Raw genomic sequence first — 26,295 nt, 5'->3', positions numbered from 1 at the left:
CCACCGGGGTCGGATCCCTCGCCGCAGGCGAGGGCTCTGACCCCGCAACGACGCATGGCTCTGACCCCAGGGTTCCGGATTACGCGCAGGCGTCGGTATCGTAGGCATCCCTGCAGTCCAGTGCAGCCCAGTAGGGCTGGCCCCCGCCGCAGGAGAGAAGGTTGCCTATCAGCTCGGTGAAGCTGCCGGCGATGACGGGGCAGCTGCCAGCCACTCCGTGGATCTCGTGGTTGCTGTCGTAGCAGCGCCCTGGCTGTTGCAGGGAGAGATCGATGGAAATGTAGTCGCCATTATCGCTCCTGGCAACGACATGCCACGTTGCAGACAGGTCATCCTCGCATCGCTCACCAACGATGACTTCATTGGCTTGACGAATATCTTCGGGCGGCAACAGGTTGTACGAAATGGATTGTGGGTCATTTGCGTACAGGAGGGCGCCGCCGCACTCGCGATAGAAGTGCTGCATATCTGCCGGGTACGCCAGCGGCCCCTCAAGTGCGGGAAGTGCGGCGGCAGGTAATCTGATCGCATGGCTGGAGTTGAATCGGATCATGCCGATCAGTTCTTCAATGCAGTTCACACAGTTGCCCTTGCCAAGTGTTTGTCTTGGGGTGTTTCACCCGAGGCAAGTTAACCGGGATGCCTCTTTCGCGGTAGGCTGAAGACGACACGAGCTCTGCTGTTGCTCGAGGTTTCCGTGGGACCACAATGGCATCCACGCGTGGCGTGGATCTAGTGGGGCAGCGACCCACGGCATGCAATTCACTGTAGAGCCGAGCCCTTGCTCGGCTGCCGTTTGCGCGGTAAGCGATGAGTCGAGCATGGCTCGACTCTACAAAGGCATCCACGCATGGCGTGGATCTACTGGGGTCAGAGCCCTTGCCTGTGGCTAGGGGTCCGACCCCGGGGCTGCGGTTTACGCCCCGGCGAACGTATCCACCAGCAGCTTCACGTTCAGCACCACGATCACCAGTGCGATCACCCAGGCGATGCTGCCCAGCCAGCGCGGCGCCACCAGCGCGCCCATCGTCATCTTGTCGGTCACGATGCGTACCAGCGGAATGATCGCGAACGGCAGCTGCATCGACAGCACCACCTGGCTCAGCACCAGCAGCTTCACCGCGCCCTGGTCGCCGAACAGCATGATCACCACCACCACCGGGATGATGGCCAGCGCGCGGGTGATCAGCCGCCGCAGCCACGGCGGCAGGCGCAGGCGCAGGAACCCTTCCATCACGATCTGCCCGGCCAATGTCGCCGTCACGGTGGAGTTCAGGCCGGAAGCAAGCAGCGCCACGGCGAACAATGTCGAGGCCAGGCCTACGCCCAGCATCGGTGCCAGCAACTGGTGCGCCTGCTCGATGTCTTCCACGTCGAAGCGGCCGTTGGCATGGAATACCGCCGCCGCCAGGATCAGGATGCTGGCGTTGATGAAAAGCGCCAGGGTCAAGGCAAAGGTGCTGTCGGTCACCGCCCAGCGCAGCGCGCTGCGACGGCCTTCATCGGTGCGTGGATAGGCACGGGTCTGCACGATGGAAGAATGCAGGTACAGGTTGTGCGGCATCACCGTGGCCCCGATGATACCGATGGCGATGTACAGCGCGTGCGGATCGGTGACCACCTGAGCGCGCGGAATGAAGCCGCCCAGCACCTGCATCACCGGCGGCGCGGCCAGCGCGATCTGCACCATGAAGCAGCCGAAGATCACCAGCAGCAGCGCGATCACGAAGGCTTCCAGCGCGCGGAAACCGCGATTCATCAACAGCAGCACCAGCAGCGTGTCCAGTGCGGTGATTACCGCACCCCATAGCAATGGCAGGTCGAACAACAGTTTCAGCGCGATGGCCGTGCCGATCACTTCGGCCAGGTCGCAGGCGATGATCGCCGCTTCGCACAACGCCCACAGCGCCAGATTCACCGGCTTGGGGTAGCGCGCGCGGCAGGCCTGCGCCAGGTCCATGCCGGTGGCGATGCCCAGCCGTGCCGACAACGCCTGCAGGATCACCGCCATCAGGTTGGAGATCAGGATGACCGACAACAGCAGATAGCCGAAGCGTGAACCGCCTGCGAGGTCGGTGGCCCAGTTGCCCGGGTCCATGTAACCGACCGACACCATGTAGCCCGGGCCAAGGAAGGCCAGCAGCCGGAACCACCAATGGCCTTTATCGGGTACGGAAATCGAAGCGTTGAGCGCACCCAGGCTGGCCGGAGTGGAGGCGGCAGAATCGGTGGGTGCGACGGTGTTCATGGCTGTCAATATAGCCACTGCTATATCGCATAGCAATGTGAAACAATCGTCTTTACTGCGTCACTGGTCCAGAATTCAGGTTCGCACTCGATGACAACTGCAGGACAGGCATACGCGTGGGCAAGACGGATGATTCGACATCGCTGAAAAGCACCCCCTTGATCGAGGCCGAGCGCCAGGTCGAGAGCTTCCGGCAAGTGCGCGAGGCACACCGGATGGAATTGGTGGAGGATTATGTCGAGCTGATCTCCGACCTGCTGGCCGACGGCGGCGAGGCCCGCCAGGTCGACATCGCTACCCGCCTGGGCGTGGCCCAGCCGACGGTGGCGAAGATGCTGCGCCGGCTGGCCCGTGACGGCTGGGTCGTGCAGCGCCCGTATCGCGGCGTGTTCCTGACCCCGGAGGGCGAGGCGTTGGCCCATGCCAGCCGCCAGCGCCACCAGACCGTGGAGCGCTTCCTGCTGGCGCTGGGCGTGGACCCGGATACCGCGCGGCGTGATGCCGAGGGCATCGAGCACCATGTCAGTGAACAGACACTGGCCCTGTTCGACGAATTCGTGCGCAAGGCCGAGGGCGGTTGAGTCGCGGTTTCTGTACTGCTGTTCGCGCGGTATGGAATGAGTGCATCCACGCATGGCGTGGATCTACTCGCGGAATCTGCTCTCTGTAGAGCCGAGCCATGCTCGGCTGCTGTTCGCGCGGTGATGAAAAGAGTCGAGCATGGCTCGACTCTACAATTCAGGCGGGCAGCGCGCCTGTTCCTGAGCACACGCCCGTTTCGTCCATTCCTTCAATACCGGCTGAAGGCCTCCGTAGCGCCGCCCCTGCCAGCCATTGGCCAGCACCGTGCCCTGTGCATCGATCAGCACCAGGTTGGGTGGGGCCGGGCCCGCCAATGTCTGCAGTGCCGGCATGCGCTTCGCGCGACGCGGGTCCAGCACCGGCCACGGCATGTCCTGCAGCTGCATGTAGCGCCGCAGCGCCGCCTCGCTTTCATCCAGGCTGACATACACCACTTCGGTATCGGCGCCGGCCTCGCGCAGCGCGTCGCGCACGCCGCGCAGGGTCGGCACGAACGCGTGGCAGGGCGCGCACCAGTCGGCGCCGAAGTACAGCGCGATCAGTTTCGGCGGTGGTGACCACTGCACCGGGCGCAGGGTGCGTGGCTCGGGCCGCATCAGCGACGCGGAGACCTGCGCGTGCAGGTCGGCAGCTGCGGCCGGCGATGCCAGTGCCAGCAGCAGTGCGGGCAGCCAGCTAGAACGCATAACGCAGGTTCACGTACCAGGAGCGCGCAAAGCGTGGCCCATACACATAGTCGCTGTCGCGCAGCGCGCCGCTTTCCAGATCCTTCTGCCGTTGGTCGAACACGTTCTTGACCCCGGCCGCCACCGACACTTCCTGCTGTGCCTGCGCGCCCAGGTGGCGATGCCAGCGCGCGCCGAGATCGGTGACCAGGAAGGCGCGGGTGCGGTGCAGTTCGCCCAGCCGGTTGTTGAGCACCGGCATCGATCCGGTGTGGCGCAGCGCCAGGAACGTCTCCCAGGGTTCGGCCGGCATCCAGCTGAGCTGGGCCACGCCGGTCCAGCGCGGCGTCTTCAGGTAGTCGCGGCTGTCGATCACCGTATCGCCGCCGTCGGCGGTGTCATCGAAGATGCGTTGCGGCTCGCGGAACTGCGAGCGGTACCACGACGCACCTGCAGTCAGCCGCCATTGCGGAGAGGGCTGCCAGCCGAGGTTGGTTTCCATGCCCAGTACGTTCGAGCCGGATGCGTTGTAGCGCAGCTGTGTCAGCTGACCATCATCGCCGCGCTGGATCTCGCCCAGCGCGAAGGTGTCACGGATGCGTGCATAGGACGCGGTGGCATCCCAGCTCCATACCGGGTCGGCCGGGTCGGAGCGCCAGTCGAACCCGAACAGGGTGGTCAGCGCGCGCTCCTCCTTCAGGTCACGGGTGTTGCGCACGCGCACCTGTTCGCCACCGAGGGTATCGACGTGGACATCCTCGACGAAGATTTCCGGCGCACGGAAGCCGGTGGCGATGCCCGCACGCCATTTCAGCCGTGGTGTTGCCTGCCAGGCGAGGGCGATACGCGGTGAGAACACGGCGCTGTCCAGTTCCGAACTCTTGTCCACGCGCGCACCCAGCACCAGGTCGACGTCATCGCGTACGCTCCATTCGTCTTGCACGAACGCGCCGAGGTTGTGGAAGGTTGCATCCTCGAGCACGGCCAGGCGCTGGCCGGCGCCATCGCGGTTGTCGTCACGCAGGCCCTCATGCTTGTACTGAACGCCGAACGCAAGCGTGTGTGCACCCAGCCGCCAGTTCAACTGGCTGTCGATGTAGCGCAGCGGGTTGTGGGTGCGCCCGTACTGGCGCCACGAGCGTGATGCGGCACTGCCCGGAACGTCCGGGTCCAGCTGCGAAGGATCGTAGCCGGGCGCCGATGGATCGGTGACCACATCGCCAAGACCGCCATAGAAGCTGTCGCGGTCGATGTCGGCGAAGGCGTAGGCCAGACGGAAGTCGACGTCGCTGTTCACTTCCTGGTCCCATGACAGGCTGCCGCGACGGTAGTTCGTATCCAGCGACTCGGCGATGTTGGCCAGGTGTTCGGGCTGGTCGAGGCGGTTGCCACCGCGGCGGCTCTCATCGGTCACCTGCAGATCCAGCCGCAGGCGCGTGCCCGGATTCGGTGCATACCAGGCCTGCAGGCCACCGACCTTGAGGTTCTTGCGGGTGATCTCGGTATAGCCGTCGCCGTTGTAGTCGATGCCGCTGTTCCAGTTGCGCTGGGCGATCACCGACAGTCCGGCATCGGCTTCGCTGGCGACCAGGTCCAGACGGACGTCGGTGTTTTTCTGCGGCGTGCCCTTCAGCACATCCACGCCGGCCTGCACATGGCCGCCGCTGCGTGCAGGCAGCGGCGGAATCAGATTGATGACACCGGCCACCGCGCCCGGCCCGTACAGAGATGAACCACCGCCCTTGACCACTTCGATGCGGTCGACGAAACCGGCGGGAATCTGTTCCACCCCGTACACGCTGCCCAGCGTGGACAGCAGTGGAATGCCATCGAACAGCAACTGGTTGTAGGCACCGGGAAGGCCCAGCAACTGCACCTCGCTGGTGTTGCAGTTCTGGCAGTTGCTTTCCACCCGCAGGCCGTTGATCAGCTCCACCGCACGGGAGAAATCGGTGGCCGCACGCAGGGCGATGTCTTCCTTGCGCAGTACTTCGGTGCGGATCGGCACGTCCGACAGCAGGCGTTCGCTGCGGGTGGCCGTGCTGACTTTCACCTGCACCCGATCCAGCTCGGTAGGTGAGGGCGGTGCAGCGACTGCGGCCAGTGGCAGGGCGGCGGCGATACCGGCAGCCAGCGGCAGCCGGCGGAGAAGGGAGGCAGCAATGCGCATGAGGGCGTCGTCCTTGGGGAGGGAGGGCGGCGAGGGCGACCTGGCTGGTGCACATGAAAGCAGAAGCTCATCAACATAGCAATTGCTATATTGCCGTTTCAGCTTGCGGCGGGGCCGTGGTCTTTACTCGGATTCAAGTGTTATAACATTACATAATGCGCACGGAAGCGTGCCGGTGGTCATGCACCGGAAGGGGTCAGCCGCGGCGGAAGGCGGCGGGAGTGCGCGCGCCGACGATGATCATGCGGATCATCGTGGAGATCTGTTCGACCAGTTCCGGGTCGTTCTCCGGGGGCTGGTCCATGGCCGAAGCGCCCATTGCAAACACCAACCGGGTGATCGCCATCGACACCAGTCCCGGCTTGTACAGCACCGCGCCATCCAGTGCGGCCAGGCGCACCAGGTCGTGCTGCAGCTCTTCTTCGAAGTAGTGCAGTTCGCGTTCGACCGCGTGCTTGAAATCGTCCGAGCCGACCGCGCCTTCGCGCAACAGCACGTGCAGCAGCTTGTCGTCGGCGCGCAGCTGTTCCATGAAGGTTTCCACCGACACGCGCACCACGCTGGTGGCGCTGGACGTCGCGCGCTGGCGGGCTTCGCCGATGATGGTGCGCAGAGAGCGGCCAGCGACGTCGATCAACGCGACAGCCAGTTCGTCCATGTCGCGGAACTGGCGGTAGAAGCTGTTGGGTGCGATGCCGGCCTCGCGCGCGACTTCGCGCAGGCTGAGGGTGGACAGGCTGCGATGCGGACCGATCAGTTTCAACGCGGCGGCCAGCAGATCCTCGCGGCTCACCGTACGGCGGGCCGGGCTGTTGGCATCTTCAGGCGGAGACAGAACGGTGGCGGCGGCCATGGCACTTCCGGTGGGGCAAGGCTGAATCATACCCAATCCGGTGCAATATACACATGTATACACAGCTGTGTGTGCGGCCGTATAGTGCGCCCATGAGCGCTGTCGTCCGACCTTCCCTGCTTTCCCCGTACCGCTGGCTGTCGCCGTCGTTGTTCGACTTCTGGGCGGGCCAGCTGAATCCGTTGTGGACCTTGCGTGAGCCGATGGCACGCCTGGTACGGCGGGAGCCGGCCGGCGAGGGCGCCGCGACCCTGGTCCTGCGCTGTAACCGGCACTGGGCCGGGATGCGCGCCGGTCAGCACGTCACCCTCGGTGTTGAGCTTGAGGGGCGCGTATTGCGCCGCAGCTACAGCCCGACCCGCCTGGGCCGCCGTGAGCTGGCCATTACCGTCAAGGCGGTGGAAGGCGGCAAGGTCAGCCAGCATCTGGTCGCGCATGCCCAGCCGGGCGACCTGTTCCGGCTGGACGCGGCCTTCGGTGATTTCCACATGCCTGCAGCAGCGCCGGTATTGCTGCTGGCGGCCGGCAGCGGCATCACGCCCATGCGCAGCCTGCTGCGCGATGCCTGCCAGCGCCCGTTGGCGGCGCCGGTCGACCTGTTCTACTGGGAGCGCAACGCTGCAGCGTTCCAGTTCCGCGATGAACTGCTGGCGCTGGCTGCGGCGCATCCGAACCTGCGCGTGCACCTGCTGGCCACCCGCGAAGGCGACGTGCCGGCTGCGCGTATCGACAGCCACACGCTGGCCGTTGCCGGTGACGACACCCCACTGGCGCAGCGCCATGTACTGGCCTGCGGCCCGGACGGTTTCGTTGCCGCTGCGCGCACGCGGCTGGCCCAGCACGTGGCCGGTTTCCAGGCGGAAGCCTTTACGCCGCCCGCAGCACTCAGTGATGCCGACAGCCTGGGTGAGGTCGCATTGACCCTGGCCCGCAGCGGCCGGCGGCTGATCGTGCCGCGTGGCCGCTCGCTGCTGGAAAGCCTGGAGGCGCAGGGCATCGCGCCCAAGCACGGCTGCCGCATGGGCATCTGCAACAGCTGCACCTGTGAACGCGTCAGTGGCACCACCCGCCACCTGCGCACCGGCGACACCCAGTCCGAAACGGCCGTGCCGGTGCGGATCTGCGTGAGCGCGCCGACCACCGACCTGACCCTGGATCTCTGAGGACCCTGCTGCCATGACCCGCGCTACCGACCGTGCCCTGAGCCCTGCCGAGATGCAGACGTTTGGTGAGGAACTCGATGCGATCCGCGACCGTGTGATCGGCAGCCTCGGCGCCTCCGACACCCGCTACATCCGCCGCGTTGCAGCGGCTGTGCGCTGGTCCGGCGTGCTTGGCCGCAGCCTGCTGTTCCTTGGCGCGTTCTCGCCGTTGTTCTGGGCGCCGCTGCTGTGGCCGGCCTGCATCGCCGGCACCCTGCTGCTGGCGCTGGCCAAGATCCTGGAAAACATGGAGCTGGGCCACAACGTGATGCATGGCCAGTACGACTGGACCGGCGACCCCAAGCTCAACGGCAACACCTACGAATGGGACATCGTTGCCACCGCCGACAACTGGCGCAAGACCCATAATTTCCGCCACCACACCTACACCAACGTGCGTGGCATGGACGATGACATCGGCTATGGCCTGCTGCGCATCTTCCCGGAACAGCGCTGGAAGCCGTTCTACCTGCTGCAGCCGATCATCGCGCCGATCTTCGCGCTGCTGTTCCAGTGGGGCGTGGCTGCGCAGGATCTGCGCCTGGGCCGCTGGTTCAAGGGCCGCATCAGCAGCCGCGCGATGTGGCTGCAGACCCGTCCAGTGGCACGCAAGATGATCCGCCAGGTGCTGAAGGATTACGTGTTCTTCCCGCTGCTGGCCGGTCCGTTCTTCCTGCCGGTGATGCTGGGCAACCTGGTGGCCAACGGCCTGCGCAACATCTGGACCTACGTGATCATCTTCTGTGGTCACTTCACCGCCGAATCGGAAACGTTCCCGAAGGAATGCCTACGCAATGAATCGCGCGGCCACTGGTACCTGCGCCAGCTGCGCGGTTCGTCCAACATCAGCGGCGGTTTCGTGATCAACGTGCTGTCGGGCAACCTCAGCCACCAGATCGAGCACCACTTCTACCCGGATCTGCCGGCCAACCGCTATGCGGCCATCGCCAAGGAAGTGAAGGACATCTGCCGTCGTTACGGCCAGCACTACAACAACGGCTCGCTGCCGCGGCAGTTCACCCAGGTGGCCTGGCGCATCCTGCGCCATGCGTTCCCGAGCAAGCCGCGCCGCCTGCCGATGCCGGACATCATGCCGGCACCGGCGTCGGCCAACGCCGGCTGAGTTTCAGCCGGCCTTCGCCAACAGCGCAGGCGACTGGCGGTCCAGCCTGCGCAGGAACACCTGCATCTCCTTGCGGGCCTGCTGGTCGCCCTTGCTGCCAGCCACGCTGAGCCCGCGCTGCCACGCCTCGCGCGCCGCCTGCGGCTGGCCACCGGCCAGCCATGCCTTGCCCAGCAGCTTCCACGCCGCCGAATAATTTGGGTCCAGCACCACGCAGCGGCCCAGATGGGTGGCTGCGCGCACCGGATCGCCGGCGTCCAGCCAGCTCTTGCCCAGGCCGAAGCGCAGCAGCGCGCTGTCCTTGCCGGCGGCGAGCATCCTCTCCAGAGTTTGGATGTCCATCAGCGCACCTCCACCAGGGTTTCCACCGGACCTGCCTGGAAGCGTCCGCGATGGAACAGCAGCGGTGCGCCGCCTTCCTCCTGCACATCGACGATGCGCCCGGCCAGCAGCAGGTGATCGCCGACCGGCCACTGCGCGTGGCGGGTGCAGGTGAGGTGGACGACGGCACCGGCGATCCGCGGTGGCGCGTCCTCGCCGTCGTCCAGCAAGGGCACATCGGTGAATCGATGGCGCACCTGCGGGTCGGCGAAACGGCGGGCCAGGGCTTCCTGTCCGGCGCCGAGCACGCTGATCGCGAACTGGGTGGCGCGCTGGAACGTGGACAGGCTCTGCGCATGCAGGGCCAGGTTCCACAGCACCAGTGGAGGCTGCAGTGAGATCGGCACGAACGAGTTGATGGTCAGGCCCTGCGGCTTTCCCTGCGCATCACGCGCGCAGACGATCGCCACACCGGTAGGGAAATGGCCGAGCAACCGCCGCAGCGCACGCGGCGGCAGGCTGACCGACGGCACCGGGGCGGGAGCGGGGAACACCCCTGCCCACGGCCCGGTGTATGCACCGGAGTCGGCGTTCATGCGGCCCTGGCCTGGCGGTAACGCCGGCCGACTTCGGCCCAGTTGATGAGGTTGAAGAACGCGCCGATGTAGTCGGGGCGGCGGTTCTGGTAATGCAGGTAGTAGGCGTGCTCCCACACATCCAGGGCAAGGATTGGGGTGTTGCCGGAGGCGCCAGCCGCTGCGCCCATCAGGGGGCTGTCCTGGTTGGCGCTGCTTTCGACCTGCAGGCGGCCATCGCGATCGACGGTCAACCATGCCCAGCCACTGCCGAAGCGGGTCTGCGCGGCCTTGCTGAAGGTTTCCTTGAAGGCCTGGTAGCCGCCGAGGTCGCGATCGATGGCGGCGGCAAGCTCGTCATCGGCCGTGCCCCCAGTGGCGCTGAGCACGGTCCAGAACAGGCTGTGGTTGGCGTGGCCGCCGCCGTTGTTGCGCACTGCGCCGCGGATCGATTCGGGCAGGGCATCCAGATCGGCGATCAGGGTCTCCACCGGCTGCGCCGGTAGGCCGGCCTGTTCCAGCGCGGCATTGAGGTTGTTGACGTAGGCCTGGTGGTGCTTGCTGTGGTGGATTTCCATCGTGCGCGCATCGAAGTGCGGTTCGAGGGCGCCGTAGGCATAGGGGAGGGCGGGAAGCGAGTACGGCATCGAGACAGTCTCCGTGGGGAAGGCCAGGGGTGTGGCCGTGGGGAGACTGTTATCGCACCTCAACATTGGTTGAGGTCAAGCAGCAACCGCTTTTCGAACCCTCACCGGCGTGGTGATGCGCCGTCTGCGCCCGCAGGAAATTGTCCGGTCGCGGCGGGAGGGGCTGGCCGGGACCGTTGGCGCCATGGATGGTGCCATCGAGCCCCCATGGGTGAGGGCGCTTTGCTTGCGAAGCACTGCTTCGCGAGCGCCCGAACGCGCAGCCGCCAGCGGCTGGGCCGGACCCCGGAGGGGGGTTTACGGCGTGTCCCGGCCGGCCCCTCCCGCCGCCGCAATCGATATCAGCAAAAGCGCCGGAGCGGCGAACGACCCGCCTGCGCTTTCAATATCTCAGCTCAACCAATCCTTGCACGCGCCATCAACCTGCTCACCACAGGCCGCCTGCATCCGCTGCTGCAGCCGCGCCAGCGTGTCCGCACCCTTGTGCTTGGCGCTCCACGCCTGCAGTTGTCCGGCCAGCCGTTCGAAGCGCTGACGCGTGCGCTGGTGGTAGCCGGAGGGCTGCTTGTCCAGTTCGGCGATCAACGCCTCGGTGGCCTGCTCGATACGCGGCGCATCGTCGGGCGCCAGCCGCAGCAGGCCTTCCACGTACAGCACGCCCCATTGCACGCGCGTGGCAGGACCCTGTGCGCCTTCGTAGGCACGCTTCAACCACTCCAGGGCGCCGGCGGTATCACCGCGCTGCTCGGCCAGTTCGGCCAGTTCCGGCATGTAGTAGTAGGGCTGCTCGCTGCGCTTCAGCTCGGCCAGCAGCAAGGCCTCGGCGCCCGCATCGTCATCGACCTGACGCAGCGCGTAGACGGCACTGCTGATGGTGGCCTGGCGCGCATGCGCGTCCGTGGCGGCGGCATCGGCGGCGGCCACGCGCTGCTTTACCCGCTCAACCAGGGCTGCCGGCAGCGCACCTTCGGGCTGCTGCTGGCGGGCCAGTGCCAGCTCGGTCAGCGCGCGTGACAGGGCATCGTCAGCGCGATCGCCACGCGCGGCATCGGCTCGTTCCAGCGCGACCAGCAGCTGCTGGCCGAGGGCATTGCTGCTGGCCGGACCGGCGCTGGCCTGCTTGACCAGCCCGGCGCCGGCATAGCCCAGCAGGTCGCGGTTGCGACGTACTTCCGCCGGTTGCGCCAGCACGGCCTGCAACAGCTCGCGTACCTGGGTGGGCGCTGTCGTCGGTTTCTCGGCTGTAGCCAACGCGAGCAGCGCGAAGCGACGCTGCAGCGCGGGTTCGGGTGCGGCCTTGGCAAGTTGCTGCAGCACGTCCTGCGTGCTGCGCTTGCCGGCCAGGCGGTTGGCATCCACCTCCCAGCCGTAGTCACCCAGCACCTGCCAGTCTTCGGCGCCAAGCGTGGCCGGCGTCGCCAGTGCGGTGGCCAGAGTCTCAGCAACGGCGCTGCGGCGGCTGGCGGCGACGGTCAGTGCCCGGGTCAGTTCGGCCGCGTCGTTGCCGCCGGCCACGCGGGTGATTTCGTTGCGCTGCGGGTCGAGCACGATCAGGGTCGGATAGCCGCGCACGCCGAAGCGTTCGCCCCACGCCTGCGCGCCTTCCTCGTCGCCGTCCAGGTACACCGGCACGAATTTGCCGGTCAGTGCGATGAAGGCCGGATCCTTGAACAGCCCGGCCTTGAGCTGGTTGCACGGCGGACACCACACTGCGCCCCAGTACAGCAGCACCGGCTTGCCACTCTCGGCGGCTTCGTTGAAGGCATCATCCACATCGCCCTGGCGCCAGGCGATGGCGGAGGCCGGGGCGGCGGATGCCGCCTGCGCAGTTGGTACCGGAGCGGAAGCGGGCGAGCAGGCGCTCAGGGCCGAGGCCAGCAGCAATAGGGAAAGCGCGACGCGCATCGACGGCATCTCGAAGGACAGGGGGATGGCCCCATTGTATGAACGGTCGGGGTACTGGCTGATGCAGTTTGCTTATGTCGCACGTGCAGCACGGCATGTGGGCTGGAGATCAGTGCGGACCCAGGTCCGCACCCACCGGAGCGGGCACCGTCAACACCAGCGGCTGGTAGATCAGGCCGTTGAACTGGCCGACGTCACCATCCAGCACGAATCCATAGTGTTCGTAGGCGGGCACCGCGTTGAGCGAGGCGCGCACGGTCATCTGCGGGCCACGCACCTGCGGCAGCACCGCCTGCAGCAGGGCAGGACCGATGCCTTGCCCCTGCAGCTCCGGCGCGACGAACAGCATCGCCAGATGCTGGCCGGCCTTCAGTTCCACCACGCCGACCACCTGGCCTGCCTGTTCGGCCACAAGGATGTGGTTGTCGCCCTGCAGCCGCTCGGCGAACGCGGAGGCTGCGGCCACCGTGCCGAACGTGGCGATGCCCTCGGCGGTAAGCATGGGCGCAACGGCTGCAGTGAACGCCACCATGCACACCGCGCTGATCGCGGGCAGGTCATCGACATGGGCGGGGCGGATCGTGGTCATGCGCTGTACTTCCTGTGGCGGGACGGCATCAATACCCCACGCTAAGCTGGCGGCATGACCGATTTCAATCCCGCTCATGCCCGCCTGTTTCCAACGCAGGGCCTCAGCCTTGGCCTGATGACGCCGGTGGCCGCACACGGCCTGGCCGATCCACATGAGGCGCGGCGCATCGCGCGGCTGGCCGATGATCTGGGTTTCGCCGCGCTGTGGACCCGCGATGTGCCGTTGATGGTGCCGCAGGGACCGGATGCGACTGCCAGCGCGCTGGATGATCCGTTCCTGTGGCTGGGCATGCTGGCCGCGGCGACCGAACGCATCGTGATCGGCACTGCGGCGATCGTGCTGCCGTTGCGGCAACCGCTGCAGGTGGCGAAGTCGGCGTTGAGCCTGGACCGGATCAGCGGTGGACGCTTCGTGCTGGGTCTGGGCTCGGGTGATCGGCCTGAGGAGTTCGCGGCATTCGGCGAGGATCTGGAAAGCAGGGCAGCGACCTTCCGCGAACGCTGGTCGCTGTTGCGTGCGGCGCTGTCGCCCGAACCCTCCGAGCGTGCGCCGGTGCTGCAGGCAACCGGCGGATACGACGTACTGCCCGCGCCGGCCAGGCGCATTCCGATGCTGGTGGTCGGTACTGCACGGCAGAGCCTGCAGTGGATCTCGCGCGAAGCAGAAGCCTGGGCGACCTATCACCGCGAAGAGACCGCGCAGGAAGGGCGCATCGGGCTGTGGCAGCAGGCCTTGGCCCAGCGCGGCGGCGGTCCGAAACCGTTCGTGCAGTCGATGCTGCTGGACCTGCAGGCCGACCCGGCTGCGCCGGCGGAGTCACTGCCGCTGGGTCTGAAGGTGGGCCGCGATGGCCTGCGCGACTACCTGTTGCGGGTGCATGCGCAGGGCGTGGCCCATGTGATGTTCAACCTGGTCGACAACGGCCGGCCGATGGACGAGGTGCTGCGTGAGATCGGGGAGCAGATCCTGCCGGATGCGCTCCGGTAGGCGTCCACCTTTGTGGACACAGCTCTGCCCGGGCATGGCCCGGCGCTGTCCTCGGTATTCGGATCGCTCGCATCTGCGTATCATTCGCATTTGATACCACTGTTGGAGCCTTGCGTGACCCACCGCAACCCGCTGCATCCGACCGGACGCCTGTTCGCGATCGTCGCCTTCATCGAGGCCATCACCTGGGCCGGTCTGCTGGCCGGCATGTGGCTGAAGTACGGCCCGCAGGCCAACGTCGCGCTGGTCAAACTGTTCGGGCCGCTGCATGGCGTGGCGTTCATGGTCTACGTGGCGGTCACCCTGTTCGCGGCGCTGCGCCTACGCTGGCCGTGGTGGGCAACGGGGCTGGCCTTGCTGGCCGCGATTCCGCCGCTGGTGACCCTGCCGCTGGAGTGGTGGTTCAAGCGTCGCGGCCTCCTGTCGGTACGCGCAGGGCAGTGATGCGTCCGCAGGTGCATGTCCGTTAAGCGAATGGGTATCAAATGCAAATGCGAGCCGTTATCATTTAAGGATGGCGTCGCCGCCTGATCGGGCGACGTCGCGCGGGGTGCGGATGCGCCCGGCGTTCCCTCCTTGGTTACGGTTGGTGTTCCATGCATGCACGTCCCGTGGTTCCCGGCTTGCCGGCGCTGGTGTTGGCTGCCCTGATCGGCACCATGGCGATGATGTCCTTCGTCGCCGTCATCGGCCCGGTGGTCCGCCTGCTGGGCCTGTCTGAATGGCATGCCGGTCTATCGGTCACGGCCGCGGGGGTGTTGTGGATGCTGGCCGCTCGCCCCTGGGGGCAGCTCAGCGATCGCATCGGCCGCAAGCGCGTGCTGGTGCTGGCCATGAGTGCCTACACGCTGGTCTACATCGCGTTGGCGGTGTTCATTGATGTCGCGCTGCAGACGATACCGCCGGTGCTGGTCTCGGTGCTGGTGCTGGTAGGTGCGCGCGGGCTGGTGGGCCTGTTCTATGCGGCCGTACCGCCAACCGCCGCTGCGCTGATCGCAGACCAGGCCCCACCGGGCCAGCGCACCAGGTTCCTGGCACGGCTGGGCAGCGCCAATGCGCTGGGCATGGTGCTGGGCCCGGCTGCTGCCGGATGGCTGGCCTACAAGAACCTGCCGTTGGCGCTGTACGTGGCGGCGCTGTTGCCGCTGCTCGCGCTGGGCCTGCTGGCGTGGCGCCTGCCGGCCACGCCACCGGTGGCTGCCGCACAGAGCCGCAAGCGCGTGCCGCTGTCGCGCCTCGACCCGCGCCTGCGCCTGCCGCAGATGGCCGCGTTCGTGGCGATGGTGTCGGTCACCATCGCGCAGGTCACGGTGGGCTTCTTCGCCATCGATCGCTTCGGCCTGGATGCAGCCGCAGGCGCGCGCATGGCCGGCATCGCCCTGACTGCAGTGGGTGTGGGCCTGATCCTTGCGCAGGGACTGGTGATGAAGCTGGACGTGCATCCCCGGCGCTGGATCATCCTCGGCGCACTGATCGCCGGCATCGGCTTCGCCTCGGTGGCCGCTGTGCAGCAGACCTGGCAGTTGCCGGCGGCCTACGCGCTCGCGGCGTTCGGCATGGGCTTCGTGTTTCCCTCGTTCCAGGCGTTGGCCGCCGATGCGGTGCAGGCGCACGAACAGGGTGCGGCGGCCGGCACGGTCGCGGCGGCACAGGGGCTGGGCATGGTGGCCGGGCCGATGCTCGGCACCTTGTTGTATCGCGGCGGGGCCAGCCTGCCTTACCTGCTGGTCGGCGTGCTGCTGCTGGTGCTGTGCGTGCTGGCCGCAGCGTATCGGATGAAGGAGACGACATGAATGATTCCCTGATGCAGGGCGCGTGGCCGGAGGCTGCGTCGATGCTGCCGGAGCCCACCGCTGAAGCACCGCTGTTCCTGCTGCGGCAGGCCGATCAGCAGATGCACGCGCGGGGCTGCCGCGCACCCTTGCCGGCAGGCGCGCTGGCGACGCTGGCCGAACGCGTGGCGACGTTCTTCGCGCAGCAGCGCGGTGGCCCGGGTCTGCTGGTCGGCGCGGTGCCGTTCGAGCCGCGCGCCGATGATGCCTTGTACCAGCCCGAGCGCCTGCTGCCGGCATTGCCCGTGCAGTCGCAGGCAGTGCCTGCTTTGGCCGGAGTGCTGATCGCTGAGCCGTCCGCGCAGGACTATGCAACAGCGGTAGCCGCTGCGGTCAGCGCGATGCGCACGCCCAATCCGGCGCTGCACAAGGTGGTACTGGCGCGCAGCCTGTTGGCGCACACGCAGCAGGCGCTGTCGCCGGAAATGCTGCTGGCCCGCCTGGGCACCGATCCTTCGGTGGCGACCTACGCCGTGCCGCTGCCGGTGGACGTCGGCCAGGCGCCGGCGTGGCTGGTGGGCGCAACGCCGGAGCTGCTGCTGCGCAAACGCGGTGCGCAGGTACTGTCGCATCCGCTTGCCGGTTCGGCCCGGCGCAGTGCCGATCCGGTGGCCGACGAGCGCGCCGCGCAGGCGTTGCTGGCATCGGCAAAGGATCACGACGAACACCGCCATGTGGTTGAAGCCATCGTGGATGGCCTGTCGCCCTGGTGCAGCCACATCGAGGCACAGCCGCGCCCGGCGCTGCACGCTACCGCCAGCATGTGGCATCTGGGAACGCGCATCCACGCCACGCTGAAGGACGCTGCCACATCGGCGGCGACCCTGCTGGCCGAGCTGCATCCCACCCCGGCTGTCTGCGGCACCCCGCGGCTGCAGGCACTGCAGCGCATCCGTGCGCTGGAACCGGTGCCGCGCGGCTTCTATGCCGGTGCGGTGGGCTGGCTGGATGCACAGGGGGACGGTGACTGGTATGTGGCGATCCGCTGCGCGCGCCTGCAGGGCACCCAGCTGCGCCTGTATGCCGGCGCCGGCATCGTCGCCGACTCGCAGCCTGCCGCCGAGGTCGCCGAGACCGCCGCCAAGTTCGCTGCGCTGCTGAACGCACTGGGTGTGCAGGACCCGCTGCCCTTGATCGAGGTATCCGCATGACCCCGTCCGTCGTTGACTCCCGCCTGCCGCTGCAGCAGCGATGGCCCGAAGCGCTGGTCGCGCGCTATCGGGCTGCAGGTCATTGGCGCGGCGAAACCTTCCCTGGTTTCCTGCGCGAACGCGCCGAGCGCCATGCCGATGACATCGCGGTGGTGGCTGGCGATGTGCGCCTGAGCTATGCGCAGCTCTGGCATGAGGCCGGGCGCATCGGTGCCGGCCTGCTGGCGCTGGGCCTGCAACCCGGGGAGCGCGTGTTGGTGCAGCTGGGCAACACCGCCAGTTTCATCAGCACCATCTGCGCGCTGTTCCGCGCCGGGCTGGTGCCGGTGTACGCCCTGCCGGCGCATCGCATCACCGAGCTGGCCCACTTCGCCCGCAAGGCCGAGGCCAGTGCCTACATCAGTACCGATGTACATGAGGGTTTCGATCATCGGGGCCTGGCGCGCGCGCTGCAGGCGGACGTGCCGGCGGTGCGCCACGTGCTGATCGATGGCGACGCAGCCGAGTTCGTCGCGCTGGACTCGCTGCAGGGCGACCGCAGCCAGCTGCCGGCCGATCCTGATCCGCAGTCGGTGGCGTTCTTGCAGATTTCCGGTGGCAGCACCGGGCTGTCAAAGCTCATTCCGCGCACGCATGACGATTACATCTACTCGTTCCGCGCCAGCAACGAAATCTGCGGTATAGACCGCGACAGCGTGTACCTGGTCGCGCTGCCAGCGGCACACAACTTCCCGATGAGTTCACCGGGTTTCTTCGGTGCGCTGTACGCCGGCGCCCGCGTGGTGCTCAGCCCGGGCCCGGGCCCGGATGCGGCATTCCCGCTGATCGCGCGCGAGAAGGTGACCTGCTGCGGTCTGGTACCGCCGCTGGCGCTGCTGTGGGCGCAGGCGGCGGCGACCAGCAAGCACGATCTGTCCAGCCTGCAGGTCCTGCAGGTTGGTGGCGCCAAGCTGGTGCCGGAGGCCGCACGGCGGGTCATTGATGGCCTTGGATGCACGTTGCAGCAGGTGTTCGGCATGGCCGAAGGCTTGGTCAACTACACCCGGCTGGATGATCCGCAGGAACTGATCGTGGCCTGCCAGGGGCGGCCGATCAGCGTCGATGACGAGGTGCGGGTGGTCGATGACCACGATAATCCAGTTGCAGAAGGCGAGGTCGGCCATCTGCTCACGCGGGGCCCGTATACCATCCGCGGTTACCACAACGATGCGGCGGCGAATGCGCGCTCGTTCACCGACGATGGCTTCTATCGCACCGGTGACCGCGTGCAGCAGCTGCCCGGAGGCTACCTGGTGGTGCAGGGCCGTGCCGGCGACCACATCAACCGGGCGGGCGAAAAGATCTCTGCCGAGGAGATCGAAGACCATCTGCTGGCCCATGGCAGCGTGTTCGATGCTGCCGTGGTCTCCATTCCCGACGACTATCTGGGCGAGCGCAGCTGTGCCTTCGTGATCCAGCAGGGCGAGGCGATCAAGGCACCGGCGCTGAAGGCGTGGATGCGTGGACGTGGCCTGGCCGCGTTCAAGGTGCCCGATCAGATTGTTTTCGTGGACAGCTTCGATACCACGGCGGTTGGCAAGATCAGCCGCCGCGAACTGCGCGCGCAGCTGCGTGCGCGTCATCTGCAACAGACAGGAGGAACGCGCTGATGGCGCTGCCCCGTATTGCCCCGTATTCCCTGCCGACCGCCGCGGAACTGCCGCAGGCGCGTGGCGCCTGGCGCCCCCAGCGTGATCGTGTTGCCTTGCTGGTGCACGACATGCAGCGCTACTTCCTCGCCGCCTTCGATGCTGGCAACGCGCCGCTGCGGCCGGCGGTGGACAACATCGCGCGTCTGCTGGGACATTGCCGCACGCACGGCATTCCGGTGTTCTACACCGCTCAGCACGGCGACCAGGACCGCCGTGACCGCGGCCTGCAGGCAGACCTGTGGGGCCCGGGCATGGGCCGTCGTGCCGACCACGAGCCGATCATCGACGCGTTGGCACCTGCGCCGGGCGAGCATGTGCTGGTCAAGCACCGCTACAGCGCATTCCAGCGCAGCAATCTGGAAACGCTGATGCGCGTGCGTGGCCGTGATCAGCTGCTGATCACCGGCGTGTACGCGCACATCGGATGCACCGCCACGGCGGTGGAGGCGTTCCAGCGCGACATCGAAGCCTTCATCGCGGCAGATGCCGTGGCCGATTTCTCGCGCGCCGACCATGACCAGGCGCTGCACTGGATCGCCCGCACCTGCGGCGTACCGATGACCACCGACCAGCTGCTGGAAGCATTGTGATGAACGCCACGACCGAAGCCTTGACCCTGGAGCGCATGCGCGCCGACGTCGCCCGCGTGCTGGACTGCCAAGCGGCTGACATCGGCGACGATGACAACCTGATCGATCTGGACCTGGATTCGATGCGCATGCTGGGACTGGTGCTGGCCTGGGGCAACACCGGGCTGCCACTGGAGTTCTCGCAGCTGGCCGAACACACCACGCTGCGCCAATGGTGGGCGGTGGTGCAGCAGCTGCAGGCTTCGCAGACGGCATGAACGGATCGCCGCTGCCGCTGACCGAGGCGCAGGCCGGGCTGTGGTTTGCCCAGCGGCTTGCACCGGAAAACCCTGCATTCAATACCGCGCATGCGGTGTGGATCGAGGGTCCGTTGGATGTAGTGGCGTTCACTGCCGCCGCCAATCAGGCCGCGGCCGAGGCCGAGGCGCTGGCCTTGCGTTTCGCCGAGGCCGAGGACGGCCAGCCGGTGCAATGGCATGAATCCACGCGGGTGCCATCACTGCAGCTGCGCGATGTTGCTGCTGCGGCCGATCCGCAGCAGACGGCACGCGCCGCGATGCAGGCCGATCGCTCCAGCGTAGTTGATCCGACCCGCGACCGACTGAGCCAGCAGGTGCTGTTCAACCTGGGCGGCCAGCGCTGGGCCTGGTACCTGCGCGTGCATCACCTGGCCACCGATGGCTATGGCATGGCGCTGTTTACTGACCGTGTATGCGCACTGTATGCGGGCCGCACCGGTAGCGCGTTGCCAGCGCTGGCGGGCGTGCTGGCCGACGATGCCAGCTACCGCAGCGATGCGCGCCGCGACGCCGACAGGCAGTGGTGGCTGCAGGCACTGCAGGGCGCGCCGGCCTCCACCGGCCTGGCCGGAACCGCCGCTGCCAGTGACGATGCCGTGCGTTGGGTGCAGCCGGTGGACCGCGTCCTCCGCGAGCGCCTGCTGCAGGTTTCGGCATCGTGGCTGCAGCCGTGGCCGGATGTGCTCGCTGCATTGGCCGCCGAGTATGTGCGCCGCATGAGCGCGTCCGGGGAAGTCGTGCTCGGCGTGCCCTACATGGCGCGGCTGGGCAGCGTCGCGGCGCGGGTGCCGGCGATGGTGATGAACGTGTTGCCGCTGCGGGTGGCGGGCGGCGGGGACAGCGTCGAGGAATTCTGCCGGCGCATCGGGCGCCAGCTTAGCCAGGGCCGCAAGCATGGCCGCTACCGTGGCGAGCAGTTGCGTCGTGACCTTGGGCTGGTCGGCGCACAGCACCGCCTGCATGGGCCGTTGATCAACGTACAGCCCTTCTACAAGCCGCTGGCGCTGCCGGGTGTGCAGGCCTCGCTGGAGGTGCTGAGCACCGGGCCGGTGGACGATTTGACACTGGGCTTCCGTGGCGATGGACAGACCCTGCTGGATCTGGAGATTGAAGCGAACCCCGCCCTGTACGATCTGCACGAGGTGAAGGCGCATGCCCGGCGGTTGCTGCATTTCGTGTCGGCGGCGCTGCAGGCCGAAGACATCGCGGCGGTGCCGCTGGCCACGCCGGAAGAATCCAAGCAGGTCCTGCATGGCTTCAATGCCACCGCCCATCCGCTGCCTGACACCACCCTGGTCGAACTGCTGCAGCAGGGCATGGACCGTGATCCGTCGGCACCGGCGCTGGTGTTCGGCGATACGACGCTGGACCATGCCACGCTGGAGGCGCGCAGCTTCGCACTGGCCGCGCAGCTGCGTTCGCTGGGCGTGGGCGCGGGCACCATCGTCGCCGTAGCGCTGCCGCGTTCGCTGGAACTGGTGGTGGCGCTGCTGGCGGTACTGCGTGCAGGCGGCGCGTACCTGCCACTGGACCTCGCCCATCCGGCTGAGCGACTGGCGCGCATCCTGGCATCGGCGCAGCCCGTCTGTGTGCTGGCAGAGCCCGACGTGCAATCCTGGTTGGCAGACGTACCGGTGCTGCCGCCGGAGCAGTGGACCGATGTGAGCTTCGCCGCACCCTGGCCGGGCCCGATGGGCGACGATGCGGCCTATGTGATCTATACCTCCGGTTCGACTGGCGAGCCCAAGGGCGTGGTGATCGAACACCGCGCCATCGTCAATCGCCTGCTGTGGATGCGCGAGCACTACGACATCGGCGCCGACGACCGGATTCTGCAGAAGACCCCGGCTACCTTCGACGTATCGGTCTGGGAATTCTTCCTGCCACTGCTGTGCGGCGCGACGCTGGTGTTGGCGGGGCCGGACGCACACCGCGACCCGACCGAGCTGGCGCGATTGATCCGCGTGCATGGCGTCACCACCGCACATTTCGTACCCTCGATGCTGGATGCGTTCCTGGCTGCACCGGCCTCACAGGACCTGCAGCTACGGCGGGTGTTCACCAGTGGCGAGGCGCTGGATGCCGCCCTGCGTGATCGCTTCCACGCGAGATTGCAATCTGAACTGCACAACCTGTACGGGCCGACCGAAGCTGCTGTGGATGTGAGCTGGTGGCCGGCGTCGGCCGATGACCGCTCGCGCCCGGTGCCGATCGGTTTTCCGGTCTGGAACACCCGCCTGTATGTGCTGGACGCACGGATGCAGCCCGTGCCGGTGGGCGTGGCAGGTGACCTTTACCTCGGCGGTGTGCAGTTGGCGCGCGGCTACCTCGGCCGCGACGACCTGACGGCCGAGCGCTTTCTGGCTGATCCGTTCCTGCCGGGGGAGCGCATCTATCGTACTGGCGACGTGGCGCGCTGGCGTGCCGATGGTGCTGTCGAGTACCTCGGGCGCAGCGACCATCAGGTGAAACTGCGCGGCCTGCGCATCGAGCTTGGCGAAATCGAAGCGGCGTTGCGCGAGCTGCCTGGCATTGACCGGGTGGAAGTGCTGTTGCGCGATGATCTTCCTGGCGAGGCACGACTGGTCGCCTATGTGCCGTCGACCTATGCCGATGCAGCGGTGCTGCGCAGTCATCTGCTGACGCGGGTGCCGGACTACATGGTGCCGTCTGCGTTCATGGGCGTGGATCAGTGGCCGGTGACTGCCAATGGCAAGCTGGATCGGGCTGCGCTGCCGAAGCCGCCGCAGCAGGAGGTCGCGGGGCAGGCACCGCGCACGCCGCTGGAGCAGGAACTGGCCGGGCTGTTCGCGCAAGCGCTGGGACGTGAAGCGCCGGTGGCCGTCGATGTGGATTTCTTCAGTCTCGGCGGCGACTCGCTGTCGGCTGTGCATCTGCTGCTGGCCATCGAGCAGCGCTGGCGTTGCGAGCTGGGTCTCGGCGCGCTGTTCGCGCAGCCAACCGTTGCCGCGCTGGCGGCACGCATTGCCGAGCCGCCCGCACATGCCGATCACGCGTTGGGCCCGGTGATTGCGCTGTCTGCGTCCGACGAGCCAACCGTGGCGCCCTTGTTCGTGCTGCACCCGGCCGGGGGCATTGCATGGAACTATCGCGCGCTTGCGCGGGCGCTGCAGCCAATGCGCGCGGTGTACGGGCTGCAATCACCGGCGCTCGATCCCACGCAACCCCTGCCGGGAAGCATCGAGGCCATGGCCAATGACTATGTGCAGCGGGTGATCACGCTGCAGCCGCAGGGGCCGATCCATCTGCTCGGCTGGTCGGTGGGCGGCATCCTTGCGCAGGCGATGGCGGTGCGCCTGCATGACATCGGCCGCGAGGTCGGCGAACTGGTGCTGCTCGATGCCTATCCCAGCGAATGCTGGCGTGCCGAACCGGAGCCCGACCCGATCGCGGCGCTGCGGGCGCTGTTGGCCATCGCCGGACATGACCCGGACGCACATCCGGAACTGGACGACCGCGCGCGCATCCTCGCCTTCCTGCGGCGCGGTGGCAGCGCGCTGGGCAGCCTGCCCGAGGTGGTGCTCGACGGCGTGGTACGGGCGGTGACCGGAACCAATCGACTGATCCGCGAACACCAGCACCGACCCTTCGTGGGAACGCTGGCGCATGTACGCGCCGGACGCGATCATCAGGCACGGCCGCAGTTGCAGTCCGCACTGTGGAAGGCCCATGCGCTGCAGGTGGATGCCATCGAGCTGCCGTTCCTGCACGCCGAACTGACTGGCCGCGATGCTGTGGCACTGCTGGCACCCTGGTTGTCGGCGCGCCTGCAGCAGTGGGACAGGCAACAGGAGAATGCAACGTGCAGTTGACCGGTTTTGAAGGAAATGTGGCGCTGGTGACCGGCGCAGCCGGCGGTATCGGCGCGGTGCTGGTGGGGCAGCTGCTGGACGCAGGATGCCGGGTCGTGGCAACCGATCGTGAGCGGCCTGCGCTGGCGACCGGCGATGGGCGCGTGCAGGCTTTCGCACTGGACGTTACCGACGGTGCGGCGGTGGACGCGCTGATCGAACAGGTGGATGCCACGGTGGGGCCGATCATGCTCGCGGCCAGCGTGGCTGGCGTGTTGCATGTCGGCGAGGTCGTGGATACCAGCGACGCGGATTGGCGCAGGGTGTTCGCGGTCAATGCCGACGGTGTGTTCCATGTCGGTCGCGCACTGGCGCGGGTGATGTCGCCGCGCCGGCAAGGCGCCATCGTGACCGTCAGCTCCAACGCGGCGGGCGTGCCACGGCATGGCATGGCCGCCTATGCGGCCTCGAAGGCGGCGGCGACGATGTTCACCCGCTGCCTGGGCCTGGAGCTGGCGCCGCTGGGCATCCGCTGCAACATCGTTGCGCCGGGCTCCACGTTGACCCCGATGCAGACCGGCATGTGGGAAGACGAGCAGGGTGCGGCGCGGGTGATTGCTGGCAATCCGGTCACCTATAAAGCGGGCATCCCCTTGCGCAAGCTGGCCACGCCGGAGGACATCGCACAGGCAGTGATGTTCCTGCTGTCCGAGCAGGCCGGGCACGTGGCAATGAGCGACCTGTACGTGGATGGTGGCGCCACGCTGCGCGGGTGAGATGCATAGCCCCGATAGGGGCATAGGTAGTGCCGGCCGCTGGCCGGCAGCCAGGCGATGCGTCCGGAGGTTCATGGGGTTGCCGGCCAGCGGCCGGCACTACCATGGGTCAGCCGTGCAGGATTTCTGTGTCGGGTAGTGCCGGCCGCTGGCCGGCATCCTCAGCAGACTGTCAGCAACATCCTCATGCAATGCTGCGCTGTTCCCCGACAGCCAGCGGTGTCTGCCTGATCCACGATGGGCCATGAGCAGTAATCTCCTGCGCTACGGGCGGCGTTCCATCATCGGCCAGATCTACGTGCTGACCACGACAACGTACCAGCGCCGCCGACGCTTTGAATGTGATGCCACCACAGGCTGTGTAGCAGCCAGTTTCAGGACCTCGAGCGACAAGGCCTTGTTCAGTCGCTCGCCTGGGTGGTGATGCCGGATCATGTGCATTGGATGTTGCAACTGCGTGCGTCTGAGCTGTCGGGCATCGCCCGTCGGTTCAAATCATCCAGCGCGTTGGCGTTGAATCGGCTGGCCGGTCATCGTGGGGTGGTCTGGCAGCCCGGATACTTCGATCATGCGGTCAGGGCCGAGGAGTCGTTGCATCGCCAGGCTCTGTATATCCTGGGAAATCCCATTCGGGCGGGCCTGGCCAGGGAGATCGGCGAGTATCCCTATGCGTGGTCGATCTGGTAGTGCCGGCCGCTGGCCGGCAACCAGGCGATGCTTCCGGAGATTCATGAGGTTGCCGGCCAGCGGCCGGCACTACCAGGGCGCGGGTTCATGGGCCTGCCGACCAGCCGCCAGCACTACGGCAGGGTGAACCGATACACCAGCACCCGGTTGTCGTTGTCGTACGCGCTGTCGCAGTGCTCGCCCTGCATGCGGCAGTTGCGGGCGGTGAAGTCGTTGTCGTTGCCGATCAGCAGCAGTGCGTCGTCCGGGTGCTCTGGATCAAGCGCCGGCAACACGTCCATCGCCTCCCATTTCTCTGACAGCAGTCCCGGGTGCGGGCCGCGCCCTGTATTCAGATCCAGCCCGGCCAGGGCCAGTTGTGGCCGGTCGAGCAGGTTCAGCACCTCTTTGACGTTGGCGGGCACGATGCCGGTCTTCAACATGGCGTCAGCCGGATCGGCCAGCACCGATGCCGTGCCGGTCTCATATTCCGTGTCCACCAGATTGGACGCCTGCGCCACGTTCACCAGCAGCACCGATTTATAGACGATCGGGTCGTCGCCATCCTTGCCCAGGCCATTGCCGTCGCGCGCCAGCATCAGGAAACGCTCGTTGTCCAGCGCACGCAGCTCGCTCTGCGCAGCAGTACGGTCGAGCTTGCCTTTGCCGTCGTGGGCGTAGGCCGGCAGGATCATCACATGGTGGCCGACCGGTTGCGTCGGCGTCGGGTTGGCAGATACGTCGTAGACCAGCACGCGGGTATTGATGCGGCCGGCGGCATTGCCCGGCGCGCTGTCCTGGATCAAGGCGCTCTGCAGGGCAACAAACAGCCGTGTGCCGTCGGGCGACAGGCTCATGCCTTCCACGCCCTGGTTGTTGCGGCGCCCGGTCTGCGGCGGAGCCAACGATCCAAAGGCAGGCTTGCCATCACGTTGTGGCCGGATCGCCAGCGGCGGCACGATCACTCCCTGCAGCTGGCCCTGTGCATCGAAGTAGTAGACGTTGGCGGTGTACTCGTCGCCGATGTAGAAGTGGCCGTCGGCTGTGAACTGCAGGGATTCTGCATCGAGCGCGACCTTGCCGGCCCCCGGGCCCACGGCCGGCGAGGGCAGCACTACGCCACGCTGGTTGAACGTGTGATCGCCCGGGTCGGCACCGGTGAAGGGCTGGCCGTTGTAGTCCTTCAGCACCAGGCCCTTGGTGGGCGTCATCGTCAGCGCGCCGACGCTCGCTGGCTTGTCCGCAGGCCAGTCGATGCGCAGCTTCATGCGCTCCAGGCGGCCGGCATAGTCGTAGAACAGGCCGGCCTCCGGATCGTTGCGACCGCGGTCGGGCAGGGTCCACAGCACCCCTTCATAGCCACGCGCGGTGCGCCGCCACGTGCCCGGCTGTATCGCCAACGACGAGAACGAGCCCAGCGTATCGTCGAGGAAGTCCACCGTGCCTGCCGGCAATCGCCCGGCGGCGACCAATCCCTTGTCCACGTAGGTGAAGCTGCCCACGTCCACCGCGCGTGGTGGCATGCCGCGGGCTTCATGCGGTGCGTTGTAGCCGCTGACCGAGAGCGCGGCCAACAGCAGGGCAGTAGCGGACATGGATGGACTCCTC

The 26,295-nt window shown here is 67.1% G+C and carries 23 protein-coding genes and 1 pseudogene; 13 read left to right on the top strand and 11 right to left on the bottom strand.

The window, feature by feature from the left end:
• Positions 1-79: 79 nt before the first annotated feature.
• Entirely contained in the window at positions 80-580 is a 501-nt protein-coding gene (locus ACEF39_RS11740; protein WP_500285161.1) for an SMI1/KNR4 family protein, read from the bottom strand.
• Positions 581-916: 336 nt separating this feature from the next.
• Entirely contained in the window at positions 917-2,248 is a 1,332-nt protein-coding gene (locus ACEF39_RS11735; protein WP_500285160.1) for an Nramp family divalent metal transporter, read from the bottom strand.
• Between the two features lie 116 nt (positions 2,249-2,364).
• On the opposite strand from ACEF39_RS11735, the gene mntR reads away from it, so the two are divergent.
• The gene (mntR, locus tag ACEF39_RS11730; RefSeq protein ID WP_089235893.1) at positions 2,365-2,829 is read left to right on the top strand and encodes a manganese-binding transcriptional regulator MntR; all 465 of its coding nucleotides are present in this window, start codon (positions 2,365-2,367) and stop codon (positions 2,827-2,829) included.
• Between the two features lie 150 nt (positions 2,830-2,979).
• Here mntR and ACEF39_RS11725 read toward each other — a convergent pair whose 3' ends face one another.
• The 3 genes from ACEF39_RS11725 to fabR form a co-directional block, all read right to left on the bottom strand.
• Complete coding sequence (locus ACEF39_RS11725) at positions 2,980-3,516, bottom strand: thioredoxin-like domain-containing protein (RefSeq protein WP_500285159.1); 537 nt, start codon at positions 3,514-3,516, stop codon at positions 2,980-2,982.
• Positions 3,506-5,665: a TonB-dependent receptor plug domain-containing protein gene (locus ACEF39_RS11720; protein WP_500285158.1), complete on the bottom strand. Its 2,160-nt coding sequence runs from the start codon at positions 5,663-5,665 to the stop codon at positions 3,506-3,508. Before ACEF39_RS11720 ends, ACEF39_RS11725 begins: the two co-directional genes overlap by 11 nt.
• Positions 5,666-5,861: 196 nt before the next feature.
• A complete protein-coding gene (fabR, locus tag ACEF39_RS11715; RefSeq protein WP_500285157.1) occupies positions 5,862-6,518 on the bottom strand; it encodes an HTH-type transcriptional repressor FabR in 657 nt (218 codons plus the stop codon).
• A 92-nt stretch (positions 6,519-6,610) separates the two neighbouring features.
• On the opposite strand from fabR, the gene ACEF39_RS11710 reads away from it, so the two are divergent.
• Both ACEF39_RS11710 and ACEF39_RS11705 read left to right on the top strand, forming a co-directional pair.
• Entirely contained in the window at positions 6,611-7,681 is a 1,071-nt protein-coding gene (locus tag ACEF39_RS11710; protein WP_500285156.1) for a ferredoxin reductase, read from the top strand.
• A 13-nt stretch (positions 7,682-7,694) separates the two neighbouring features.
• Positions 7,695-8,843, top strand: coding sequence for a fatty acid desaturase family protein (locus ACEF39_RS11705; protein ID WP_500285155.1), 1,149 nt, complete (start codon positions 7,695-7,697; stop codon positions 8,841-8,843).
• 3 nt (positions 8,844-8,846) lie between these two features.
• Here the strand turns inward: ACEF39_RS11705 and ACEF39_RS11700 are convergent, their stop codons facing one another.
• From ACEF39_RS11700 to ACEF39_RS11680, 5 genes are all read right to left on the bottom strand, one after another.
• Complete coding sequence (locus ACEF39_RS11700) at positions 8,847-9,185, bottom strand: tetratricopeptide repeat protein (RefSeq protein ID WP_500285154.1); 339 nt, start codon at positions 9,183-9,185, stop codon at positions 8,847-8,849.
• Positions 9,185-9,760 carry a flavin reductase family protein gene (locus ACEF39_RS11695; RefSeq protein WP_500285153.1) on the bottom strand — a complete coding sequence of 192 codons (576 nt, stop codon included), beginning with the start codon at positions 9,758-9,760 and terminating at the stop codon, positions 9,185-9,187. Before ACEF39_RS11695 ends, ACEF39_RS11700 begins: the two co-directional genes overlap by 1 nt.
• Positions 9,757-10,386 carry a superoxide dismutase gene (locus tag ACEF39_RS11690; protein WP_500285152.1) on the bottom strand — a complete coding sequence of 210 codons (630 nt, stop codon included), beginning with the start codon at positions 10,384-10,386 and terminating at the stop codon, positions 9,757-9,759. The genes ACEF39_RS11695 and ACEF39_RS11690 overlap by 4 nt, the downstream gene beginning before the upstream one ends.
• 390 nt (positions 10,387-10,776) lie before the next feature.
• Positions 10,777-12,300, bottom strand: coding sequence for a thioredoxin fold domain-containing protein (locus tag ACEF39_RS11685; RefSeq protein ID WP_500285151.1), 1,524 nt, complete (start codon positions 12,298-12,300; stop codon positions 10,777-10,779).
• A gap of 100 nt (positions 12,301-12,400) precedes the next feature.
• Positions 12,401-12,880: a GNAT family N-acetyltransferase gene (locus ACEF39_RS11680; protein ID WP_500285150.1), complete on the bottom strand. Its 480-nt coding sequence runs from the start codon at positions 12,878-12,880 to the stop codon at positions 12,401-12,403.
• A gap of 54 nt (positions 12,881-12,934) precedes the next feature.
• Here ACEF39_RS11680 and ACEF39_RS11675 point away from each other — a divergent pair, with 54 nt between their 5' ends.
• From ACEF39_RS11675 to ACEF39_RS11630, 10 genes and pseudogenes are all read left to right on the top strand, one after another.
• Positions 12,935-13,870 carry a TIGR03571 family LLM class oxidoreductase gene (locus ACEF39_RS11675; RefSeq protein ID WP_500285149.1) on the top strand — a complete coding sequence of 312 codons (936 nt, stop codon included), beginning with the start codon at positions 12,935-12,937 and terminating at the stop codon, positions 13,868-13,870.
• 114 nt (positions 13,871-13,984) lie between these two features.
• A complete protein-coding gene (locus ACEF39_RS11670; protein WP_230109969.1) occupies positions 13,985-14,314 on the top strand; it encodes a DUF3817 domain-containing protein in 330 nt (109 codons plus the stop codon).
• A 152-nt stretch (positions 14,315-14,466) separates the two neighbouring features.
• Positions 14,467-15,663, top strand: coding sequence for an MFS transporter (locus tag ACEF39_RS11665; protein ID WP_500285148.1), 1,197 nt, complete (start codon positions 14,467-14,469; stop codon positions 15,661-15,663).
• Positions 15,660-16,853, top strand: a complete 1,194-nt coding sequence (locus ACEF39_RS11660; protein ID WP_500285147.1) for an isochorismate synthase — start codon at positions 15,660-15,662, stop codon at positions 16,851-16,853. The genes ACEF39_RS11665 and ACEF39_RS11660 overlap by 4 nt, the downstream gene beginning before the upstream one ends.
• Entirely contained in the window at positions 16,850-18,502 is a 1,653-nt protein-coding gene (locus ACEF39_RS11655; RefSeq protein WP_500285146.1) for a (2,3-dihydroxybenzoyl)adenylate synthase, read from the top strand. The genes ACEF39_RS11660 and ACEF39_RS11655 overlap by 4 nt, the downstream gene beginning before the upstream one ends.
• Entirely contained in the window at positions 18,502-19,134 is a 633-nt protein-coding gene (locus ACEF39_RS11650; protein WP_500285145.1) for an isochorismatase family protein, read from the top strand. The genes ACEF39_RS11655 and ACEF39_RS11650 overlap by 1 nt, the downstream gene beginning before the upstream one ends.
• Complete coding sequence (locus ACEF39_RS11645) at positions 19,134-19,391, top strand: phosphopantetheine-binding protein (protein WP_500285144.1); 258 nt, start codon at positions 19,134-19,136, stop codon at positions 19,389-19,391. The genes ACEF39_RS11650 and ACEF39_RS11645 overlap by 1 nt, the downstream gene beginning before the upstream one ends.
• Positions 19,388-23,266: an amino acid adenylation domain-containing protein gene (locus ACEF39_RS11640; RefSeq protein ID WP_500285143.1), complete on the top strand. Its 3,879-nt coding sequence runs from the start codon at positions 19,388-19,390 to the stop codon at positions 23,264-23,266. Before ACEF39_RS11645 ends, ACEF39_RS11640 begins: the two co-directional genes overlap by 4 nt.
• Complete coding sequence (locus ACEF39_RS11635; RefSeq protein WP_500285142.1) at positions 23,257-24,021, top strand: 2,3-dihydro-2,3-dihydroxybenzoate dehydrogenase; 765 nt, start codon at positions 23,257-23,259, stop codon at positions 24,019-24,021. The genes ACEF39_RS11640 and ACEF39_RS11635 overlap by 10 nt, the downstream gene beginning before the upstream one ends.
• Positions 24,022-24,265: 244 nt before the next feature.
• Positions 24,266-24,708, top strand: a pseudogene (locus tag ACEF39_RS11630) (REP-associated tyrosine transposase).
• A 113-nt stretch (positions 24,709-24,821) separates the two neighbouring features.
• Here the strand turns inward: ACEF39_RS11630 and ACEF39_RS11625 are convergent.
• Entirely contained in the window at positions 24,822-26,282 is a 1,461-nt protein-coding gene (locus ACEF39_RS11625; protein WP_500285141.1) for an esterase-like activity of phytase family protein, read from the bottom strand.
• Positions 26,283-26,295 lie beyond the last annotated feature (13 nt).

This window comes from Stenotrophomonas indicatrix, from assembly GCA_041545745.1.
GTDB classification, from domain to species: domain Bacteria; phylum Pseudomonadota; class Gammaproteobacteria; order Xanthomonadales; family Xanthomonadaceae; genus Stenotrophomonas; species Stenotrophomonas indicatrix_A.
Note: the sequence above shows the minus strand (reverse complement) of the source record. Positions and strands in the feature narration are given on the sequence as shown.

What these genes read in the sequence shown, in the direction of transcription:
- ACEF39_RS11690 (WP_500285152.1), bottom strand. Translation starts at nt 10,386, where the DNA reads ATGCCGTACTCGCTTCCCGCCCTCCCCTATGCCTACGGCGCCCTCGAA.
- ACEF39_RS11680 (WP_500285150.1), bottom strand. Translation starts at nt 12,880, where the DNA reads ATGACCACGATCCGCCCCGCCCATGTCGATGACCTGCCCGCGATCAGC.
- ACEF39_RS11705 (WP_500285155.1), top strand. Translation starts at nt 7,695, where the DNA reads ATGACCCGCGCTACCGACCGTGCCCTGAGCCCTGCCGAGATGCAGACG.
- ACEF39_RS11655 (WP_500285146.1), top strand. Translation starts at nt 16,850, where the DNA reads ATGACCCCGTCCGTCGTTGACTCCCGCCTGCCGCTGCAGCAGCGATGG.
- ACEF39_RS11665 (WP_500285148.1), top strand. Translation starts at nt 14,467, where the DNA reads ATGCATGCACGTCCCGTGGTTCCCGGCTTGCCGGCGCTGGTGTTGGCT.
- ACEF39_RS11695 (WP_500285153.1), bottom strand. Translation starts at nt 9,760, where the DNA reads ATGAACGCCGACTCCGGTGCATACACCGGGCCGTGGGCAGGGGTGTTC.
- ACEF39_RS11660 (WP_500285147.1), top strand. Translation starts at nt 15,660, where the DNA reads ATGAATGATTCCCTGATGCAGGGCGCGTGGCCGGAGGCTGCGTCGATG.
- ACEF39_RS11685 (WP_500285151.1), bottom strand. Translation starts at nt 12,300, where the DNA reads ATGCCGTCGATGCGCGTCGCGCTTTCCCTATTGCTGCTGGCCTCGGCC.
- ACEF39_RS11710 (WP_500285156.1), top strand. Translation starts at nt 6,611, where the DNA reads ATGAGCGCTGTCGTCCGACCTTCCCTGCTTTCCCCGTACCGCTGGCTG.
- ACEF39_RS11650 (WP_500285145.1), top strand. Translation starts at nt 18,502, where the DNA reads ATGGCGCTGCCCCGTATTGCCCCGTATTCCCTGCCGACCGCCGCGGAA.
- ACEF39_RS11720 (WP_500285158.1), bottom strand. Translation starts at nt 5,665, where the DNA reads ATGCGCATTGCTGCCTCCCTTCTCCGCCGGCTGCCGCTGGCTGCCGGT.
- ACEF39_RS11645 (WP_500285144.1), top strand. Translation starts at nt 19,134, where the DNA reads ATGAACGCCACGACCGAAGCCTTGACCCTGGAGCGCATGCGCGCCGAC.
- ACEF39_RS11700 (WP_500285154.1), bottom strand. Translation starts at nt 9,185, where the DNA reads ATGGACATCCAAACTCTGGAGAGGATGCTCGCCGCCGGCAAGGACAGC.
- ACEF39_RS11625 (WP_500285141.1), bottom strand. Translation starts at nt 26,282, where the DNA reads ATGTCCGCTACTGCCCTGCTGTTGGCCGCGCTCTCGGTCAGCGGCTAC.
- ACEF39_RS11675 (WP_500285149.1), top strand. Translation starts at nt 12,935, where the DNA reads ATGACCGATTTCAATCCCGCTCATGCCCGCCTGTTTCCAACGCAGGGC.
- fabR (WP_500285157.1), bottom strand. Translation starts at nt 6,518, where the DNA reads ATGGCCGCCGCCACCGTTCTGTCTCCGCCTGAAGATGCCAACAGCCCG.
- ACEF39_RS11725 (WP_500285159.1), bottom strand. Translation starts at nt 3,516, where the DNA reads ATGCGTTCTAGCTGGCTGCCCGCACTGCTGCTGGCACTGGCATCGCCG.
- ACEF39_RS11735 (WP_500285160.1), bottom strand. Translation starts at nt 2,248, where the DNA reads ATGAACACCGTCGCACCCACCGATTCTGCCGCCTCCACTCCGGCCAGC.
- ACEF39_RS11640 (WP_500285143.1), top strand. Translation starts at nt 19,388, where the DNA reads ATGAACGGATCGCCGCTGCCGCTGACCGAGGCGCAGGCCGGGCTGTGG.